Source organism: Thiomonas intermedia, from assembly GCF_002028405.1.
Lineage (GTDB): Bacteria > Pseudomonadota > Gammaproteobacteria > Burkholderiales > Burkholderiaceae_C > Thiomonas > Thiomonas intermedia.
Map to the genome: position 1 here is coordinate 558,267 of NZ_CP020046.1, position 17,512 is coordinate 575,778.

Sequence of the window (17,512 nt, forward strand, 5' to 3'; positions counted from 1 at the left end):
CAGCGTCAGGTCGAAGACGCCATCCAGCCCCAATGCGTGCGCAGAAGGGGCAACAGGGTGTGCAAGGCCTGGCCGCGGTGACTGATGCGATTCTTCTCCTGCGCGTCACATTGCGCCAGGGTGCGGCCATCCGCCAGAACGAACAGGGGGTCGTAGCCGAAGCCGCCCTGCCCTTGCGCCGCATGGGCGATCTGCCCGATCAGTTCGCCGCGAACGATGAGCGGCTCGGGATCGGCCGCATGGCGCAGCGCCACCACGATGCTGACAAAGCGCGCAAGGCGCTGCGTCTGGCCCTCCATCTGCTGCAGCAGCAAACGGTTGTTGGCGGCGTCCTGCGCGGCACGCGGCCCCTCGGTCTGCGGCGCGAAGCGGGCCGAGCGCACGCCCGGCAGTCCACCGAGCGCCTCCACGCACAGGCCCGAATCGTCCGCCAGTGCGGGAAGGCCCGTGTGGAAACTGGCGTGGCGCGCCTTGGCCAGCGCATTCTCGACAAAGGTCGGATGCGGCTCCTCGGCTTCGGCAAGTTGGAATTCGCCCTGAGCCTGCACATGGCAACCCAACGGCGCCAACAAGGCCGAGAGCTCGGCGAGCTTGCCCGGATTGCCGGACGCAAGCACGATCTGCCAGGTTCCGGGCGTCGAGGCGGCCACCCTCAAATCTCCAGGGCCTGCCGTTGCAGCGCAACGAGTTCGGCAATGCCGCGCTGCGCCAGATCGATCATGCCGTCGAGCTGCTGCCGCGAGAACGGCGTGCCCTCAGCCGTGCCCTGCACCTCGATCAAGGCCCCGTCGGCCGTGCCCACCACGTTCATATCGGTATCGCACTGACTGTCCTCGGCGTAGTCGAGATCGAGACGGTAGTCGTCGCCCAGCAGACCCACCGACACCGCAGCGACCAGCTGGCGCATCGGATTGTGCTGGATGCGGCCCTGCGCCATGAGCCATTGACAGGCATCCCACGCGGCCACGGCGGCACCCGTGATGGCCGCGGTGCGCGTGCCGCCATCGGCCTGCAACACATCGCAGTCGAGCGTGATCTGCCGTTCGCCCAGAGCAGAAAAATCGAACACGGCGCGCAACGACCGGCCGATGAGGCGCTGGATCTCTTCGGTCCGGCCCTGTTGTTTGCCCCGCTTGGCTTCGCGCTCGCCTCGCGTGTGCGTCGCCCGGGGCAGCATGCCATATTCCGCCGTGACCCAGCCCTGCCCGCTCCCCCGCTTGTGCGGCGGCACGCGCTCTTCGACCGAAGCGGTGCAGAGCACGCGGGTATGACCAAAGGCCACGAGGACGGACCCTTCCGCATGACGGGTGAAATGACGTTCGATGGCAATGGCACGCAGCGCCGAATGCCCGCGACCTTCTCGCGCAGGATGAGTGTTTTGCATGGAGAAAATGAGAAGCGTTATTTACGCGCCGCACCCTGTCGGATGGCGGCGTTGATTTCAGCAATCGAGCGCTCGATGTCGGCGTCGTTCATTTCGTCGACCTGCAGATCGCCCAGATCGCTCTGGATGGTGGACTTGAAGCCGCCCTTCTGCATAGTCTCGGTTTCGATGCGCAGGGAGGTTTCCAGCTCTTCCGGATCGGCCTCCCATTCGACACCCAACGCCGTGACGTTGTCGGAGTCGGCACCGCCTTGTCGCAGCGCCATTTCGACCACCTCGGGTACCGCGTCCGAGAGCACCTGCTGGCCGAACTGCCGTACCAGAACCGATTCGGGAATCTGTCCCCAGAGCCCATCGGAACACAGCAGCACAATGTCGCCCCGCCGCATGGCCTGCGGCAAGCCGACCTCGATCATGGGCAACTGCCCCGACCCCAGGCAGGTGAACAGCATATTGCGGGTCGGGCCGTCGGGCTGCAGCAGCGAGAGGCCATCGGCCTGATCTTTTCTGTGCTTCTGCTCGATGTGCGAGTGATCGCGCGTGCGCGTCAACATGGCGCCATTGCGCATGAAATACAACCGAGAATCGCCCACGTGCGCCCAGTGCGCAGCGCCGTTCTGCAGCACGCAAACCACCACGGTGGTGCGGGGCGAATCGGTCAGCTTGTTCTCCTGGGCATAGCGCTGGATCTGCTCATGGGCGCGGAAGATCGAGCGGCGCAAAAACTCCTGCGGATCGCGCAAGCGCGGTCTGGCCTCTTGCTGAAAGAGATTAGCAATGGTCTGCAGCGCCATCTGCGCGGCCACATCGCCGCGCGGGTGCCCACCGAGGCCGTCGGCCAGGGCAAACAACGCGCTTTCCCGCGTATAGCAATAGCCCATGCGATCCTGGTTGGACGCACGCCCACCGCGGCGGCTGACCTGATATACCGAAAACTTCAATTCCGTCCCCTGTTCGCCGGCTTGCCCGGCTCGGGCGCCGGACTCTGCACGGCCTGAACCGGGGCTCCGAAGCGGGTGACGTCACGCACTTTCTGGACCTGCGATTTGGTGTCGTTCACCAACTCGTCGATGTGCAGCCGGAGCTTCTCGCCCATGGTCAGATTGGTGTAGCGGCGGGCATTCTCGGCGCCCAGCTCGCGCTGAAGATTGAAGACGCTCTGGGGCCGGGCCATCGAATCCAGCGCCATGCACCATTCGACGATCTCGATCAGATTGTCCGAATACACCCCACGGAGCTTGGAGAGTTGGGCCTGCAGCCGGTCTTTCTCCAGGCGCTGCGGAGCCTCGTAGGGGGGATAGCCCGTCATGCAGGCGTAGATACAGGCGCCGACGGCGTAGATGTCGGTCCACGGCCCGAACGCACCTTCTCGCTTGTACATCTCCGGCGCCGCGAAACCCGGCGTATACATCGGGCGGAAGCGCTTGTCCTGCTGATTGAGCACTTCGCGCGCCGCGCCAAAATCGATCAGGATGGGCTTGTTGTCGTCGGTGATGAACACGTTCGCCGGCTTGATGTCGAGGTGCAGCATCTTGTGCTGATGCACCACGCGCAAGCCCTGCAGAATGTCATCGAACAACGAGCGGATGGTCGATTCACGGAAGATCTTCTTGCGCTTGAGCTCGCGCGCGGTGATGACGAATTCCTGGAGCGACGCGCCCTCCAGGTAGTTCATCACCATATACACCGTGTCGTTCTCGCGAAAGAAGTTGAGCACGCTGACGACGCTGGGATGCGAGATCTGGGCCAGGGAGCGGCCCTCTTCGAAAAAGCTCTTCAAGCCCAGGCGGTAGAGCGCGAGTTTGTCGGGAGGCACCACCGGGCTCGACTCGCCCGCCCCCCGCTCCACCAGCGAGGCCGGCAGATACTCCTTCACGGCCACTTTCTGCCCGTCCGGGCTCAGCGCCAGGTACACCACGCCGAAGCCGCCGCTCGCCACCTTGCGCACAATGCGGTAGCCGCCCACCTGTGTTTCGGGAGCGAGTGGGGCGGGCTTGGATTTGGGCGGGGTGGCCATGTAGCGAAGGCTAGCAGTCTGCAGGCGAGACGAGTGTGGAAAAATACACGCAAAGGGGATGCGATTGAAGCCAATTTATAGCATGACTGGCTACGGCCAAAATAGTGCACAACTCTCGACCGGAGCCAAGATCCATATCGAGTTGCGCTCGGTCAACAGTCGTTTTCTCGATATCGCCTTCCGACTTCCGGAAGAGCTGCGCGGGGCGGAAGCCGCGATGCGGCAATCCATCACCCAGGCCCTGCGTCGCGGCAAAGTCGACTGCCGTGCGGTGTTCGAGGCGCCGCAAAGCGCCCCCGCGCTGCCCGATCCGGGCACGGCCGCGCCGCTACTGGCCGCCGAGGCCGCCCTGCGGGCCATGGCGCCCCACCTCACCCCGCTCTCGGTGGGCGAGGTGCTGCGTTTCATCGGCGGAGCACAGGAAGGCCATGCCGACGCGGCCGAGATCGCCCTGATCGCCGGCCAGGCCCTCGATCAGGCTCTGGCTGCGCTGATCGCAGCGCGTGCCCAGGAAGGCGACCGGCTGCGCGCCTTGCTGCTCGATCGCATCGAACAGATCGCCCAGCATGCGGTCCGCGCCCGGGCCATCGTGCCCCTCGCGGTGGAGAGGCAACAGGCCCGCTTCACCGCACGCTGGGAAGAAGCCCTGCGCGCACTGACCGGGGTGGAAACCAGCGCCGAGACGCTCAATGACCGTCGGCTGCAGGAAGCCGCCAGCTTCGCCCTCCGCATCGACGTGGCCGAAGAACTCGACCGTCTTCAGGCCCACCTCCAAACCCTGCGAGAGCTGCTCGCCCAGGGCGGCGAGCTCGGCAAGCGACTGGACTTCCTCATCCAGGAACTGCACCGGGAAGCCAATACCCTGGGCTCCAAATCCGCCGCGCTCGAACTCAGCGAAATCTCCCTCGAACTCAAGGTTCTGATCGAGCAGATGCGCGAGCAGGTGCAGAACATCGAATAAACCAGGCTCGAACGTGTCCACCAATTTTCCCGGAAATCTCTTTGTCGTCGCCGCCCCCAGCGGGGCGGGTAAGTCCAGCCTCGTCAATGCCTTGTTGGCCGAAGACTCGGGCATTCAGCTTTCGGTGTCGTGCACCACGCGTGCGCCGCGTGGCGCCGAAGTCGACGGCGTGCACTATGTCTTCATCGATGGCCCGGAGTTTCAGCGCCGCATCGACGCGGGCGAGTTTCTCGAATGGGCCGAAGTCCACGGCAATCGCTACGGCACCTCCAAACGCTGGCTGGAAAGCCGCATGGCCGACGGCATCGACGTCCTGCTCGAAATCGACTGGCAAGGTGCCGCCCAGGTTCGCGCGCAATTCGACAACGCGGTGAGCATCTTCATCCTGCCGCCCTCGTTCGAGGAACTGCGCCATCGGCTCACGCGCCGCGCCGAAGACGCCCCCGACGTCATCGAACAACGGCTAACTGAGGCCCGGGTCGAGCTGGCGCAGGCGAGGAACTTCGACTTTATAATTGTGAATCAAGACTTTACGCACGCCTTGCGCGATCTCAGGCAGGTCGTGGCCGCCCAACGGCTACGCTATGCCGCGCAACGCCTTTCCCACCCCGAGGTCTTTCGTGCCCTCGGCATCCTCTGAACTGGAACTCTGACATCATGGCTCGCATCACCGTTGAAGACTGCCTGGAAAAAATCCCCAACCGCTTCCAGCTGGTTCTGGCCGCGACTTACCGTGCCCGCATGCTGGAGCAGGGTCATTCGCCCAAGCTCGAATCGAAAGACAAGCCCGCCGTCACCGCCTTGCGCGAAATCGCCGCCGGACTCACGGGCGTTGAGATGCTGAAAAGAGTGCCCACCTGATTTTTCACGATGCCCAGCAGCCACCCAGCCACGACCAGTCCGAAATCCTCGGCTGCGGGGTTGTCTGTGCCTGCTGCGGGCAAGGCTGCAGCCCTCACGCGGCCGCGGGCACGATCCAAGAACGCCACGGCTGAACCCGAGCCCGCCCCGGTGGAGCAGGCAGTGCCGTCGGCCAGCGACGAGAGTTCCGCAGCGCGGCATGTCCCGGTGAGCCTGGCGAGCCTTCTGGGCAAGCTGCAGGCCTATCTCCCCGATGCCGACCTGCAGAAGATCCGCGAGGCCTACCGCTTCGCCGATGCGGCCCACCTGGGCCAGTACCGTGCCAGCGGCGAGGCCTATATCTCCCACCCCGTGGCGGTTGCCGAGCTTTGCGCCGACTGGAAGCTCGACACTCAGGCCATCATGGCGGCGCTGCTGCACGATACCGCCGAAGACAAGGGCATCACCCAGGCCGAACTCATCGAGCATTTCGGCAGCACCGTGGCCGATCTGGTCGACGGGTTGACCAAACTCGACAAGCTGCAGTTCTCCAACCGCGAAGAGAACCAGTCGGAGAGCTTTCGCAAGATGCTGCTGGCGATGGCCCGGGACATCCGGGTCATTCTCGTCAAACTCGCCGATCGTCTGCACAACATGCGCACCCTGGGCGCGATGGCAGCGAACAAGCGGGTGCGCATTTCACGCGAGACGATGGACATCTACGCGCCCATCGCGCATCGTCTGGGGCTCAATCTCGTCTACCGCGAACTCCAGGATCTCGGCTTCGCCAACAGCCACCCCAACCGCTACGCCGTGCTGTCTCGCGCGGTGTTGGCCGCGCGCGGCAATCGGCATGGTCTGGTGGAAAAAATCCTGGCCTCCGCGCAGTCGGCCTTGAACGAGGCACATGTGCCCTCGCAGTTGTTCGGCCGCGAGAAGACGCTGTATTCCATCTATCGCAAGATGCGCAGCAAGCATCTGAGCTTTGCGCATATCCAAGACATCTTCGGCTTTCGCGTGCTGGTCACCGAGGTGCTCGACTGCTATCGTGCCCTGGGCGTGCTCCACAGTCTTTACAAGCCCATGCCGGGCAAGTTCGAGGACTACATCTCCATTCCCAAGGCCAATGGCTACCAGTCTCTGCACACCACGCTGATCGGGCCGAACGGCAACCCCATCGAGTTTCAGATCCGCACCGAGGCCATGCACCGCATCGCCGAAAGCGGGGTGGCTGCGCACTGGCTCTACAAAACGCCGGAAGACAAGCCCGCGCCTCAGCAGGCGCAGAACAATGCCTGGCTGCAGTCGCTGCTTGACATCCAGACCGAGAACCGCGACTGGGCCGATTTTCTCGAAACCGTCAAGGTCGACCTCGCGCCCGATGCGGTTTATGTATTCACCCCCAAATCGCGCATTCTGGCGCTGCCGCGCGGAGCGACGCCTGTGGACTTCGCCTATGCCATCCACACCAATCTGGGCGATCAGACGGTGGCGGCCAAGGTGAACAACACCTTGGTGCCGCTGCGCACCGAATTGCGCAGCGGCGATGTGATCGAGATCATCACCGCGCCGGCGTCGCGCCCCAACCCGAGCTGGTTGAGCTTCGTGCGCACCGGGCGGGCGCGCTCCAAGATCCGCCATGCGCTGCGCACCACGCAGCAGGCCGAATCCATCGAACTCGGACGTCGGCTGTTACACAACGCGCTGCGCCACGAGCACCTCGACCTGGCCACGCTCGACGACACGGTCTGGGACAAGCTGCTGCGTTGGACCGGGTTCAAGTCGCGCGACGATCTGTTCGCCGACATCGGGCTGGGCAAGCGCGTGGCCGACATTCTGGCCAAGCGCGTGGTGGCTCTCGTCTCGCCGCAGGATGCGCTGGCGGCACCGGTGCTCGACACCATCGAGCGTCTGGACAGCCGCGCCGGGCGCGATCCCCAGTCCACCCTGCAGCTCGACGGCAGCGAAGGCATTTCGGTGCGTTATGCCACCTGCTGCCGCCCCATTCCTGGCGATCCGATCATTGGCTATCTGGGCAAGGGCGAAGGCCTGATCGTGCATCAGCAGGACTGCGACACCGCGCGCCGCCTGTTCCAGAAAGACCCGGACCGCTGGATCGATCTGGGCTGGGCGGACGAGTGCACACGCCCCTTCGAGACCGGCCTGAGTGTGATCGTGCAGAACACCAAGGGCGTGCTCGCCCGCGTGGCTGCAGCGATCAGCGAACACGACAGCGACATCGCCCACGTCACGATGGACGAAGACTCGCAGCAGGCCACCACCGAGCTGCGCTTCGTCGTGCAGGTGCGCGATCGCAAGCATCTGGCCGACGTCCTGCGCGCCTTGCGCCGTCTGCAGTTCGTGGTGCGAGCCAGCCGGGCGAAAAACCGCGCGGCGGGTCAGGGTTCAGGTGCCGCCTGAGCGCCCCAAGGCCGGACGCAGGCCTCAGTCGCGCGGCGGATAGGACACCTCGAGAATCTCCAAAGTCGCCAGACCCGCGGGCGTCGGCAGGCTCACGCTGTCGCCTTCGCGCGCCTTGAGCAGCGCGCGCGCCACCGGAGAAATCCAGCTGATCCTGCCCTGCAGCGGCTCGGTCTCGTCGATGCCGACGATGGTGATGGTGTGCTCGGTGCCCTTGTCGTCGGCATAGCGCACGGTGGCGCCGAAAAATACCTGATCATTGCCGTGCTGCAGGCGGGCATCGACCACTTCGGCAATGTCCAGCCGCTTGGTGAGAAAGCGGATGCGCCGATCGATCTCGCGCAGACGCTTCTTGCCGTAGATGTAATCGCCGTTCTCCGAGCGATCACCGTTCTTCGCCGCCCACGACACGGTCTCGACCACCTTCGGGCGCTCATCTTCGACCAGGGTTTTCAGTTCGGCGCGCAGCCGGGCGTAACCCTCCGGCGTGAGGTAATTCTTGCCGCCCGGAGGCAGCGGGGGAAGTTGGGCGCCGCCGTCTTCGTCGTCGGCGTCAGAGGTGTCTTCGCGGACAAAGGCCTTGTTCATGGGGCAGTCAGGGGGTGTGAATGCATTCGGCTTGGCCGAGCAGCGCGTCCAAACGCACCCGATCAAGGCGCAAAGCACAGCCGTGCCCATCGGCGCGGCGCGCATTTGTAACGCCGAGCAGGGGTGTTTGGGCGCGAGGAGCGGGCATGGCGGATTCGTTCACACCCTCTCAAGTGTATCGAGGCGCGAGAGCAGTCCGCTGGAGCGGCGCGTGACGCGCTGAATGCCCTGGCGCAGGATCTGCGCATCGGCGCAGGTCAGCGTGAAGGCCTGGCGCGCGCGGGTGATGCCGGTGTAGATCAGCTCACGGCTGAGCCCGGCGTGGCGCTCGGGCAGCGCCAGGATGGTGTGCTCGAATTCCGAGCCCTGAGACTGATGCACCGTCATGGCAAATGCCGTCTGCACGTCGGCCAGGCGGCTGATGCTGACTGGGCGCAGAGCGGGGCCTTGCTGGAACACCACCCGCAGGCCCTCCTTGCCCGAAGGCAGGGCGATGCCGACATCGCCATTGAGCACCCCGAGATCGTGATCATTGCGCGTGACCAACACCGCACGGCCCGCATACCAGGCGCCGCGGCAGCGCAACAGGCCGAGCGCGTCCAGCCGCGCGGCAATGGCCTCGTTCAAGGCATTCACACCCCAGGGGCCTTCGCGTACGGCGCACAGCACGCGGCATCGGTCGAAGGCCTGAAGCACGCGGCCAGCCCAGTCAGTCCACGTCTCACCGGCCACTGGCCCGTGTTGCAGCAGTGCGGCATAGGCCTCATAACCCGCAGCGCCAGCGCGCCCCTGAACCGCCAGCTCGGCCACGATCTGCGCCGCAGGCGCCGCCAGCGAAGACGCCACGCTAAGCAGCCGCACAGCCGGGTCGTCGGTCTGCCGCAGCAACGCCTGCGCCCGGTCGGCATCGCCCGCCTGGACGGCCTCGGCCAGTTGGCCGATCGCGCCGCCGAATCGATGGCTCTTGCGCAGCATCACGACCTGCTGCGACAAAGGCGGCCCAGCGGGATCGATGAAGCGCGCCGGCACCACATCGCCAACGAGCGTCTCCAAAACCTGCGCCGTCCCGGGCGTGTAGCGTCCCTGCTCCGCGCCCGTACACAGTTCGCCGAGCACGGCGCCCGCCTCCACCGACGCCAGTTGATCCTTGTCGCCCAGCAGAATGAGCCGCGACGTGGGCGGCAAGGCGTCGAGGACCGCCGCCATCATTTCCAGATGGACCATGGACGCCTCGTCGATCAGCAGCACATCGACGTCCAGCGGACGTGCCGCGTTGCGCGCAAACCGGCGCGTGTCGGGCCGAACGCCGAGCAGGCTGTGCAGCGTGCGGGCCGGGCCCAGGCGCTGAACGAGTTCGGCCACACCCTCAACCTCGACGAGCCTGCCGAGTTCACGGTCGATGGACTGCTTGAGCCGGGCCGCCGCCTTGCCGGTTGGGGCCGCCAGGGCCACGCGCATCGTGGCGGCGCCCTGATCTTCCCTCGGCCGACTCGCCCACAGCAAGGCCAGCAGCCGTGCCGCCGTGTGCGTCTTGCCCGTACCGGGGCCGCCGGTGAGCAGGGTGAAACGTCCGCGCAGCGCCACCGCGCAGGCCAGCTTCTGCCAGTCCACCCCGGCCTCAGCCGCGGGGGGAAACAGCCGCGCCAGCATGGCCGAAGCCTTGGGCACATCGACCTCGGCCCCATGCTGCAGGCGCTGGTGAATCCGCTCGGCCACGACGCACTCGTCGCGCCAGTAGCGTCGCAGGTACAGCCGCCCGGCGCTGACGACCAGTGGCGCACCCGCATCGTGCCCGCCCTCCAGATGGACGGCCGGGCAGGCGCGCAGCATGGGCTCGATGTCGTCCGGCCAGCTCAGATCGGGCGGAAGGGCGGACGCCGCACCGGCCTGCGCCGCGCGCTCCTTCAACGCCGCGAGGTGCTGCGGCCACTCGTCGAGCACCACGCAGGTATGGCCGCGTCCTTCCAGATCGGCCAGCACCGCCACAGCCACCACCAACTCCGGCGCCATCTGCGGGCAGAGGTCGATGAGAAGGCGGGCCAGCGCCACGTCCAGACGGCGCAGCACGCCCTGCTCCGTCCAATCGTGCAATACGGCCAGGACTCGCTGGTTCGGGGGCTTCGGTGGCAACGGCGCGGGCAGCATCACGCAGCCCCCAGTCTGGAGGCCAGGAGCGCGTCGAGCCCTTCGAGCAAAGCCTCATCGGGTGGGAGATGCAAGCAGCCCGATGACGGCCCACCGATGCCGCGCAGAAACAGTACGAGCGCGCCGCCGAGCTGGGTCGCCGGATCGTAGGCCGACCGCAATCGGGCGCGCAGCAGACGATGCAGGGCCAGCATGTAGAGCGCACCCTGAACGTCATAGCGATGATCGAGCACGGCGGTCTCCAGCGCGTCCTGCGCGTAGTCGGCATCGTCCACGCCGAGGGCGTTGCTCTTGTAGTCGAGCACCCAGTAGCGACCGGCGTGGGCAAACACCAGATCGGCAAACCCCATCACCATGCCGTGCAGCACGCGCTCGGTCAGCGCGGGGCGGGCGCGGCCCGGCAGGATGTGCCGCTGGCACAGCGCATCGATCTCGGCGGCGCGCACCCGCGCCACCGGAAGCCAGAATTCCATCTCCGCCAGGACGGTGCCCACCTCGGGCAAAGCCGCCTCCAGTGGCGGCAGCCGCGTGGCGAGGATGTCGGTGAGCCAGTCCAGCAGATCCTGGGAACGCTCGGCGCCCCATCCCTGCCCGCTGCAGCGCTGCAGCAGACGCTGTCGCATGTCGGGCGAGTGCAGGTCAAAGCCGTTGTCGCCCAGCCAGGCCAGTTGTTCATGCACGAACTTGCCCACCAGCGCGCCGCGCGGAAAACGATGACGCCCCGCGGACGACGGACTCGCCAGCGGGGAAACCGGCTCCGTGGTCCACAGCTCGTCCTGCAGCATGGGTTGCACGGACGACTGCTGGGTCGAGCGCGGCGTGAGATCGCGCACCAGCGCCGAAAAACTGCCTATGCCCCAGTGGCGATCGAACCGGGCGTGATAGGCGGCGGGTTCGATCAGCTCCGGGGCGCGGCCGGCACGCTGCAGCCTCCGCGCCTCGGGCTGCGCCTCCGCATCGACGATCTGCACCGCATCGTTGCGGGCAAAGGCCGCCCGCAGCAGACCGTCGAGCGCGGCGCCCTCGAACGGCGCCTCCCCTCCGAGCAGATAGCCGATGGCACTGCGATGCAGCACGCAGGCCTGGCTTCTGCCGATTTTCAACGCGCCGAGGCCCACCCACAACGCATGCCGCGCGCGGGTCAGCGCCACGTAAAGCAGCCGCAGGTCTTCGCGCAGGCGGTCGCGGTCGTCAGCGCCGTCGCGCGACTCCTTGAACGCGGTGGCAAACGGCAGGAACACCAGCGGATATTCCAGCCCCTTGGATTTGTGAATCGTGACCACGCGCACCAGATCGGCCTCGCTTTCCAGGCGCACCACCTGCTCCTCGTTCACCGTGCCGCTCATCTGCACCTGCAGCCAATGGATCAGCGCCTGCTCGCCGTCGAGCGCGCTGCTGGCGGACTGCAGCAGCTCGGCCAGATGCAGCACATTGGTCAACCGGCGCTCGCCGTCGGCCTCGCTCAACCAGCGCGCGGGCAGATCGAGCCGGTGCAGGGTGTGACGCAGCATGGGCAACACGCCCTGGCGCTGCCAGATGCCGTGCAGCTCGGCCAGCAGCTCCAGCCGAGCTTCGAATACGGCGTCGTCGGTGGCCAGCGCGGCCAGTTCCCGCAGCGATGCGCCCAGAGTGCGGGTGGCCGACGCCGCTCGCGCCAGCCGCCCGTCGCGCGGGGCCGCCACGGCCCGCAGCCAGCGCAGCAGATCGGCGGACTCCTGGGAGGCGAACACCGAATCGCGGTCGGAAAGGTAGACCGAGGCCACGCCCCTGCGTCTGAGCTCGCCGCGCACCGCCTGCGCCTCGTCGCCATCGCGCACCAGCACGGCGATGTCGGACGGGCGCAGCCGCGCGAAGCCGCCGTCGGCCTGCTCAAACCCCGCCCGCGCATCATCGAGCAAGGCCACGATGCGCGCGGCGGCGTGAGCGGAGAACCGCTCGCGGGCTGCGCCCTTGGATTCGGTTGCGGCGTGCACGGCACAGGTCAGCGCGGGCACGGCGCCATCCGAGCAGACGAGCCGCTCGGAACGCCCCTTCGCCTCGACCGCGATGAAGGGCAGCGGGTTGGCGTCTTCGGACTCGCCCGGCCGCCGGTACAGAAAGGCGCCCTCTCCCTCGGCCTGCTCGCGCCGACCGAACAACTGATTGACGCTGCGCACCACCGCTTCGGTCGATCGATGGTTGGTGGCCAGCGCCGCGTGCCGTCCCTGCGTGGCCTGCCGCACCCGCAGATAGCTGTCGATGTCGGCACCGCGAAACGCATAGATGGACTGCTTGGGATCGCCGATGAGCAGCACGGCGCTCTCGGGCGCGGTCGGCACCGTCAGTCCGTAGAGGCGATCAAACAGCCGGCACTGCAGCGCCGAGGTGTCTTGAAACTCGTCGATGAGTGCGACGGGATATTGCTGCAGGATGCGCGCGCGCAGCCGCCCGCCCTGGAGCCCTGCCAGCGCGGCATCGAGGCGTTCGAGCTGGTCGTGAAAACTGAACTGGCCGGAGGCGGCCTTGAGCGCGCGCATCCGCGCGTCGACCTGCGCGGCGGCGTAAGCCAGCATGGCAGCGTCGAGGTCGGGCTGTTCGGCCAGCGCGTCGCGCAGCGCGCCTATGTCGTCGAACGCGGCAGGCACGTCCACAGTCTTGCCCTTGTTGCAGCCCGCATGCAGCGCGCCCGTGCTGAGCTTGGCCCAGGCCGCATCGTCGAGGTCGGGCTGCACCCGCGCCTCATCGTCCAGCCAGGCTTGCAGTGCGTCGAACCAGCCGCAGACCTTGGCCGCGGGGTACTTCGTGCCGTTGAGCGGATTGTTCTTCTGCTGCAGCAAGGCGCATAACCATTCGCGCATCGCAAGAATGCGCGGCTTCCACTGCGCCTTGAGCCCGCCGGCCTGCGCCAGGCGCAAGGAGGACACGCGCTGCCAGAGGGCCAGCAGCGACGCGTCTGCGGGCGTCTGGAGCAGCGCGCCCTCCGGCATGGCGCGCTGCCGCACCTTCGCGGCGGCCTTCACCGTGGCAATCACCGCATCGACATCGGGCCACAGCGCCAGCACGCCGCCGAGCGCCTCGCCCGAAAGCGGGTAGACCTGCTGCCGCCAGAAGTCGCGCACGGCCTGCTGGGTGAGGGCGTCTTCGTCGGCGAGCAGGTCTTCGTCGAACGCATGGCCGCTGTCGAAAGCGTGTTCGCGCAGCATGCGCTGGCACCAGGCGTCGAGGGTGAACACCGCGGCGTCGTCCATGGCCTGCGCCGCCATCGTCAGCCGCCAGGCGGCCGCATCGCGCGGCGCGCCGGGCGCGTGATCGTCCAGCAGGCTCTGCAGAAACACGTCGCCGGGCTCGGGCTGCGCCTCGCCCTGAAAGCAGCGTGCGGCCTCCACCAGGCGACGGCGGATGCGGTCGGCCAGCTCGCGCGTGGCCGCGCGCGTGAAGGTCATCACCAGAATCTGCTCGGGCATGAGCGCGCGGGGAAACGCCGCCCCGTCGCGGCCGTGGCCCAGCACCAGCCGCAGGTAGAGCGCGGCGATGGTCCACGTCTTGCCGGTACCGGCACTGGCTTCGATGAGGCGGCTGCCCTGCAGCGGCAGACTCAGGGGATCGAGCAGCGCGGTCATGCGGCGTCTCCCGTGGCTGCGTCCGTGGCTGCGTCCGCCTTCTTGTCGTGGAGCGTCACCTCGGCCTGCAGCGCCCAGTCGAACAAGGGCTGGAACAGCGCACCCTTGTAGGTATCGAAGCGCCCGTCGGCGCGCAGCGTGGCATAGTCTGGATACACGCGGGCAAGACAGGGTTCCTCGACCTCGCCGCCCGTCTTGAAGCCGCCGTCATAAGTCTGCTGGCCATGGCCGCCCTTCACGTCGGCCAATGCGGTGCGGGCAGCGAAAGGCAAGGGGCTGCTCATGCCCTCATGCCATGCGCACAGCAAGGCATGCAAATGCTCGCGCGCCTGCGGCGGCTCGAGCGGCGGCACGCGGACCCGGGCCCCAACCCCGATCAGCACGCCCTGAACCTGCTCGCCGCAGGCACTCGCGATGAGCTGGCGCACCCAGGCCTCGACCAGTGGCCCGGGCCGCGGCTGACCGTCGGCATCGATCAGCCGGGATGCGCTCAACTCGACCCAGACGCGCGCTTGGCCATCGGCGCGCAGACCTTCCAGCCAGTCGTCGATCTGCAAGTTTTGCATCGCGATGCGCAGCGGGACTTTGTCCACCGCCAGCGGATAGCTGGCCTCCACGTCCTGCCAACTGCGCAATGGCGGCAAGGCCTCGCGCGCCAGCTCCTGCGCGACACGCTCGCCGAGGGCACGCATGGGCAGTTCCCCGCGGCCCTTCATTTGGCGCATCCGCTGCGCCACGGCAACATCCAGCCCCTGGCGCGCGGCCGCCTGCGGGTCGTCGATCAGGCGGCCGAGCAAACCGTAACGCTCCAGCCCGTCGAGTGCGAACACTTCGTCGTCGTCCTGCGTCTGCAGGTCATCGAACACCACGTCGAGCCGGGCCCGGAAGAAGGCCTTGACCGGATTCTTCAGAAAACGAGCGAGCTGCTGCACCGTCAAGGGCTCGGCCCATGGCTCGAACGTCGGCGCTTGCCGTGCTGTCGCGGCCAAGCCCGCATGCGCCTGCCGCCACTCGCGCGCATAGGTGAACCGTTGCGCATCCCCCTCGAAATAGCGGCGGCTGAATGGCTGCAGCGGGTGCACCGTGGTGCGCTGCGCGAGCAGGTCGCCGTGCTCGCCCTGCCCTTGCTCGCCCTGCCAGCCCGCGGCCAGGTAGTCGCGCAGTTGCGCCACCAGGACGGAGGGCGGCTGCTCGGTGTTGTCGCGCGGGCTGCGTCCCGCCCAGCTCACGTAGAGCATGCGCCGGGCCGAGAGCAGTGCTTCGAGCATGAGGTAGCGATCGTCCTCGCGGCGGGCACGGTCACCGGGACGATACTGGCCCGGCTGATGCAACAGGTCGAAATCACTGCGCGGGCTCTGGCGTGGATAGTCGCCTTCGTTCATGCCCAGAAGGCCCACGACCTCGAACGGAATCGACCGCAGCGGCATCAGGGTGCAGAAGGTCACGCCGCCGGCCAGGAAACGGCCTCCGCCGGCGGTATCGTCCAGGCCGCCGAGCCAGCCCTCGCGCAGCACCTCCAGCGGCACCGCTTCGTCAAACTCGGCCGCCGCGCAATGATCGACCCAGGCTGACAGCGCGTCATCGAGACTGGCGCGGATCTCGCGCTCGCTCAGGTCTTGCGGCTGGCTGAGGGCTTCGAGCAGATCGCGGCCGCGCTGCGCCCATTGCAGCGGCGTGGCGCTCTGCCGGGCCGCGCGCCACCAGCCTTGCAGCACGTCGAGCAGATCGGCCAGCGGCCCCACCAGCGCGGCGTCCAGTCCGCCAATTTCGTCGTAGGGCTGGACGTCAGCAAACCCGTCCTCGCCCGCGCCGGCGTAGCCCAGCAGCATGCGGCGCAGGCCGAAGCGCCAGGTGTTCTGCTCGCCGCAGGCGCCCAGACCGAGATCGGCGCGCTGCTCCGCGTCCAGCCCCCAGCGCACGCCCGCACCGGCCATCCACTGTGTGAGGCGAGGCAGGTCTTGCGGCTGCAGGCCGAAGCGCCGGGCGATGGCCGGCACGTCGAGCAGGGTGGCGATGTCGGAGGCCAGAATGCGTTCCTGCGGCAAGCGCAGCAGCCAGTCCATGGCGACCAGGAAGGGATCGGTGGTGCGCGCCGACAGGTCGGCGATGTCGAAGGGAATGAAGCGCGGGTCGCCCGGCGGATACTGGCCGAACACCGCGCGGATGGCGGGCGCGAAGGGCGTGATGTCGGGAGTCATCACCACGATGTCGCGCGGCTGCAGGGGCTTGCCGTCCTGCTGCGCCAAGAGATGCAGCAGCTGATCGTGCAGGATCTCGACTTCGCGCTGGGCGCTGTGCGCGATGTGAAAGACCACCGAGCGATCCGCCGTGGCGATGACCTCGCGCGGATGCTCGGGCAGGGGAAGCAGGTCGCGGATCGCGGCCTGCACCTGTTCGAGCAAGGTGTCGCCGGGCGTGTCGTCGAACTGATCGTGCCGGGGCAGACCGGGCCTGTCCATCGCCGCGGCGCGGTCGTCGAAGACGTCGAGCTGGCGCATGAAATCGCGGCCCTGGCGTCCCCACGCGGCCAGCAGCGGGTGGGCGTGGACATGCATAGCCTCCAGCCCCACGCGGGCGAGGTCTTCGGCGCGCAGGGGGCGGCGCCTGGGAGCCTCGCGCAGCAGTTCACGGCCTTCGATAATGTCGGCCCAGTGGTAGCGGCAGGGATTGGGCAGCGCGATCAACACCTGCGCGTGCCGTGACAGCGCCACGAGCGCGTCGAGCACCACGGCCGGCAGATGCGAGGCTCCGAACAGCACCACGCGGCGCGGCAGCCTGCCCACGGCCATGTCCGATCCGGATTCGGCAGGGCCGTCAAGCGCCTGCACAAAGGCCCGCTGCACCTTGGCGCGGGTGCCCGCGCATTCCGCCGCGCTCAACTCGGAAAGAATCCGACGCCACAGCCAGGGCTGCCAGCGTTGATCATCGGCCAGCGGAGTGGTCTGGCCGCGGGCATCGATGAGCACGTCCTGTCCCCGTGCCCAGGCATCGAGCCAATCGTCGCGGTAGATCTGATACTGGTCGTAGAGATCGGCCAGACGTTGCGCCAGCTGCAACCGCCGCAAAGCGCCCTGGCCCTGCAGATAGTGGTGCAGCGGTGCGCAGACGGCCGCGTCTGGCGAATCGCCCAGCAGGCGCATGAGTCGCCAGGTCAGCAGCGGCTTGTCCAGCGGCGACTGCGAAGGCGTGGCCGCACGCCCCAGCACCTGCCGATAAGTGCGCCAAAGAAACCGGCCCGGCAGTTCCACCCGCGTGGCAGCACAGACGCCACCGTGCGCGGCCAGCGCCATTTTCAGCCACTCCGCAGCGCCATTGCTCTGCACCAGGACGATCTCTTCTTCCAGAGGAGCCAGCGGCTGCCGCGCCAGAATCTCCAAGACCAGATCCCGCAGCCATTCCAGCCGGTTGCCCTGCAAGATGAACAAACCCGGGTGGATATCGTCAGTCATGGAGTGAGCGTACAGGAGCAGACCGGACAGCCCCCATTGTGGCCTGCTGTTGTGGCCTGACGTCGCCACAAATCCGCGCCGCAAAAAACAAAACGCCTGAACCATGAC

The 17,512-nt window shown here is 67.2% G+C and carries 12 protein-coding genes; 4 read left to right on the forward strand and 8 right to left on the reverse strand.

Annotated elements, in window-relative coordinates; genetic code table 11:
* Positions 1–5: 5 nt before the first annotated feature.
* The 4 genes from rdgB to BVH73_RS02545 are packed head-to-tail and all read right to left on the reverse strand — an operon-like array spanning position 6 to position 3,401.
* Complete coding sequence (gene rdgB / locus BVH73_RS02530) at positions 6–650, reverse strand: RdgB/HAM1 family non-canonical purine NTP pyrophosphatase (protein ID WP_079415804.1); 645 nt, start codon at positions 648–650, stop codon at positions 6–8.
* A gap of 2 nt (positions 651–652) precedes the next feature.
* Positions 653–1,384: a ribonuclease PH gene (gene rph / locus BVH73_RS02535; RefSeq protein ID WP_079415806.1), complete on the reverse strand. Its 732-nt coding sequence runs from the start codon at positions 1,382–1,384 to the stop codon at positions 653–655.
* 17 nt (positions 1,385–1,401) lie between these two features.
* The gene (locus tag BVH73_RS02540; protein ID WP_079415808.1) at positions 1,402–2,325 is read right to left on the reverse strand and encodes a PP2C family protein-serine/threonine phosphatase; all 924 of its coding nucleotides are present in this window, start codon (positions 2,323–2,325) and stop codon (positions 1,402–1,404) included.
* On the reverse strand, positions 2,322–3,401 hold the full coding sequence (locus BVH73_RS02545; RefSeq protein WP_079415810.1) for a serine/threonine protein kinase: 1,080 nt from the start codon (positions 3,399–3,401) through the stop codon (positions 2,322–2,324). Before BVH73_RS02545 ends, BVH73_RS02540 begins: the two co-directional genes overlap by 4 nt.
* An 82-nt stretch (positions 3,402–3,483) precedes the next feature.
* On the opposite strand from BVH73_RS02545, the gene BVH73_RS02550 reads away from it, so the two are divergent.
* The 4 genes from BVH73_RS02550 to BVH73_RS02565 are packed head-to-tail and all read left to right on the forward strand — an operon-like array spanning position 3,484 to position 7,623.
* Positions 3,484–4,362 carry a YicC/YloC family endoribonuclease gene (locus tag BVH73_RS02550; protein WP_179947956.1) on the forward strand — a complete coding sequence of 293 codons (879 nt, stop codon included), beginning with the start codon at positions 3,484–3,486 and terminating at the stop codon, positions 4,360–4,362.
* Positions 4,363–4,375: 13 nt separating this feature from the next.
* Positions 4,376–5,002 carry a guanylate kinase gene (gmk, locus tag BVH73_RS02555; protein ID WP_079415814.1) on the forward strand — a complete coding sequence of 209 codons (627 nt, stop codon included), beginning with the start codon at positions 4,376–4,378 and terminating at the stop codon, positions 5,000–5,002.
* Between the two features lie 17 nt (positions 5,003–5,019).
* Entirely contained in the window at positions 5,020–5,223 is a 204-nt protein-coding gene (gene rpoZ, locus BVH73_RS02560; RefSeq protein ID WP_079415816.1) for a DNA-directed RNA polymerase subunit omega, read from the forward strand.
* 9 nt (positions 5,224–5,232) lie between these two features.
* Positions 5,233–7,623 carry a RelA/SpoT family protein gene (locus BVH73_RS02565; protein WP_079415818.1) on the forward strand — a complete coding sequence of 797 codons (2,391 nt, stop codon included), beginning with the start codon at positions 5,233–5,235 and terminating at the stop codon, positions 7,621–7,623.
* A gap of 24 nt (positions 7,624–7,647) precedes the next feature.
* Here BVH73_RS02565 and greB read toward each other — a convergent pair whose 3' ends face one another.
* The 4 genes from greB to recC all read right to left on the reverse strand — a co-directional run bounded on the left by greB (position 7,648) and on the right by recC (position 17,404).
* Positions 7,648–8,211: a transcription elongation factor GreB gene (gene greB / locus BVH73_RS02570; RefSeq protein WP_079415820.1), complete on the reverse strand. Its 564-nt coding sequence runs from the start codon at positions 8,209–8,211 to the stop codon at positions 7,648–7,650.
* A gap of 159 nt (positions 8,212–8,370) precedes the next feature.
* Positions 8,371–10,302, reverse strand: coding sequence for an exodeoxyribonuclease V subunit alpha (recD, locus tag BVH73_RS02575; protein WP_245800391.1), 1,932 nt, complete (start codon positions 10,300–10,302; stop codon positions 8,371–8,373).
* Between the two features lie 53 nt (positions 10,303–10,355).
* Positions 10,356–13,955: an exodeoxyribonuclease V subunit beta gene (recB, locus tag BVH73_RS02580; protein WP_079415824.1), complete on the reverse strand. Its 3,600-nt coding sequence runs from the start codon at positions 13,953–13,955 to the stop codon at positions 10,356–10,358.
* Complete coding sequence (gene recC, locus BVH73_RS02585) at positions 13,952–17,404, reverse strand: exodeoxyribonuclease V subunit gamma (protein WP_079420253.1); 3,453 nt, start codon at positions 17,402–17,404, stop codon at positions 13,952–13,954. Before recC ends, recB begins: the two co-directional genes overlap by 4 nt.
* Positions 17,405–17,512 lie beyond the last annotated feature (108 nt).

Coding starts and splice junctions, on each gene's coding strand:
- rph (WP_079415806.1), bottom strand. CDS start 1,384: ATGCAAAACACTCATCCTGCGCGAGAAGGTCGCGGGCATTCGGCGCTG.
- BVH73_RS02545 (WP_079415810.1), bottom strand. CDS start 3,401: ATGGCCACCCCGCCCAAATCCAAGCCCGCCCCACTCGCTCCCGAAACA.
- BVH73_RS02550 (WP_179947956.1), top strand. CDS start 3,484: ATGACTGGCTACGGCCAAAATAGTGCACAACTCTCGACCGGAGCCAAG.
- rpoZ (WP_079415816.1), top strand. CDS start 5,020: ATGGCTCGCATCACCGTTGAAGACTGCCTGGAAAAAATCCCCAACCGC.
- BVH73_RS02565 (WP_079415818.1), top strand. CDS start 5,233: ATGCCCAGCAGCCACCCAGCCACGACCAGTCCGAAATCCTCGGCTGCG.
- greB (WP_079415820.1), bottom strand. CDS start 8,211: ATGAACAAGGCCTTTGTCCGCGAAGACACCTCTGACGCCGACGACGAA.
- recB (WP_079415824.1), bottom strand. CDS start 13,955: ATGACCGCGCTGCTCGATCCCCTGAGTCTGCCGCTGCAGGGCAGCCGC.
- recC (WP_079420253.1), bottom strand. CDS start 17,404: ATGACTGACGATATCCACCCGGGTTTGTTCATCTTGCAGGGCAACCGG.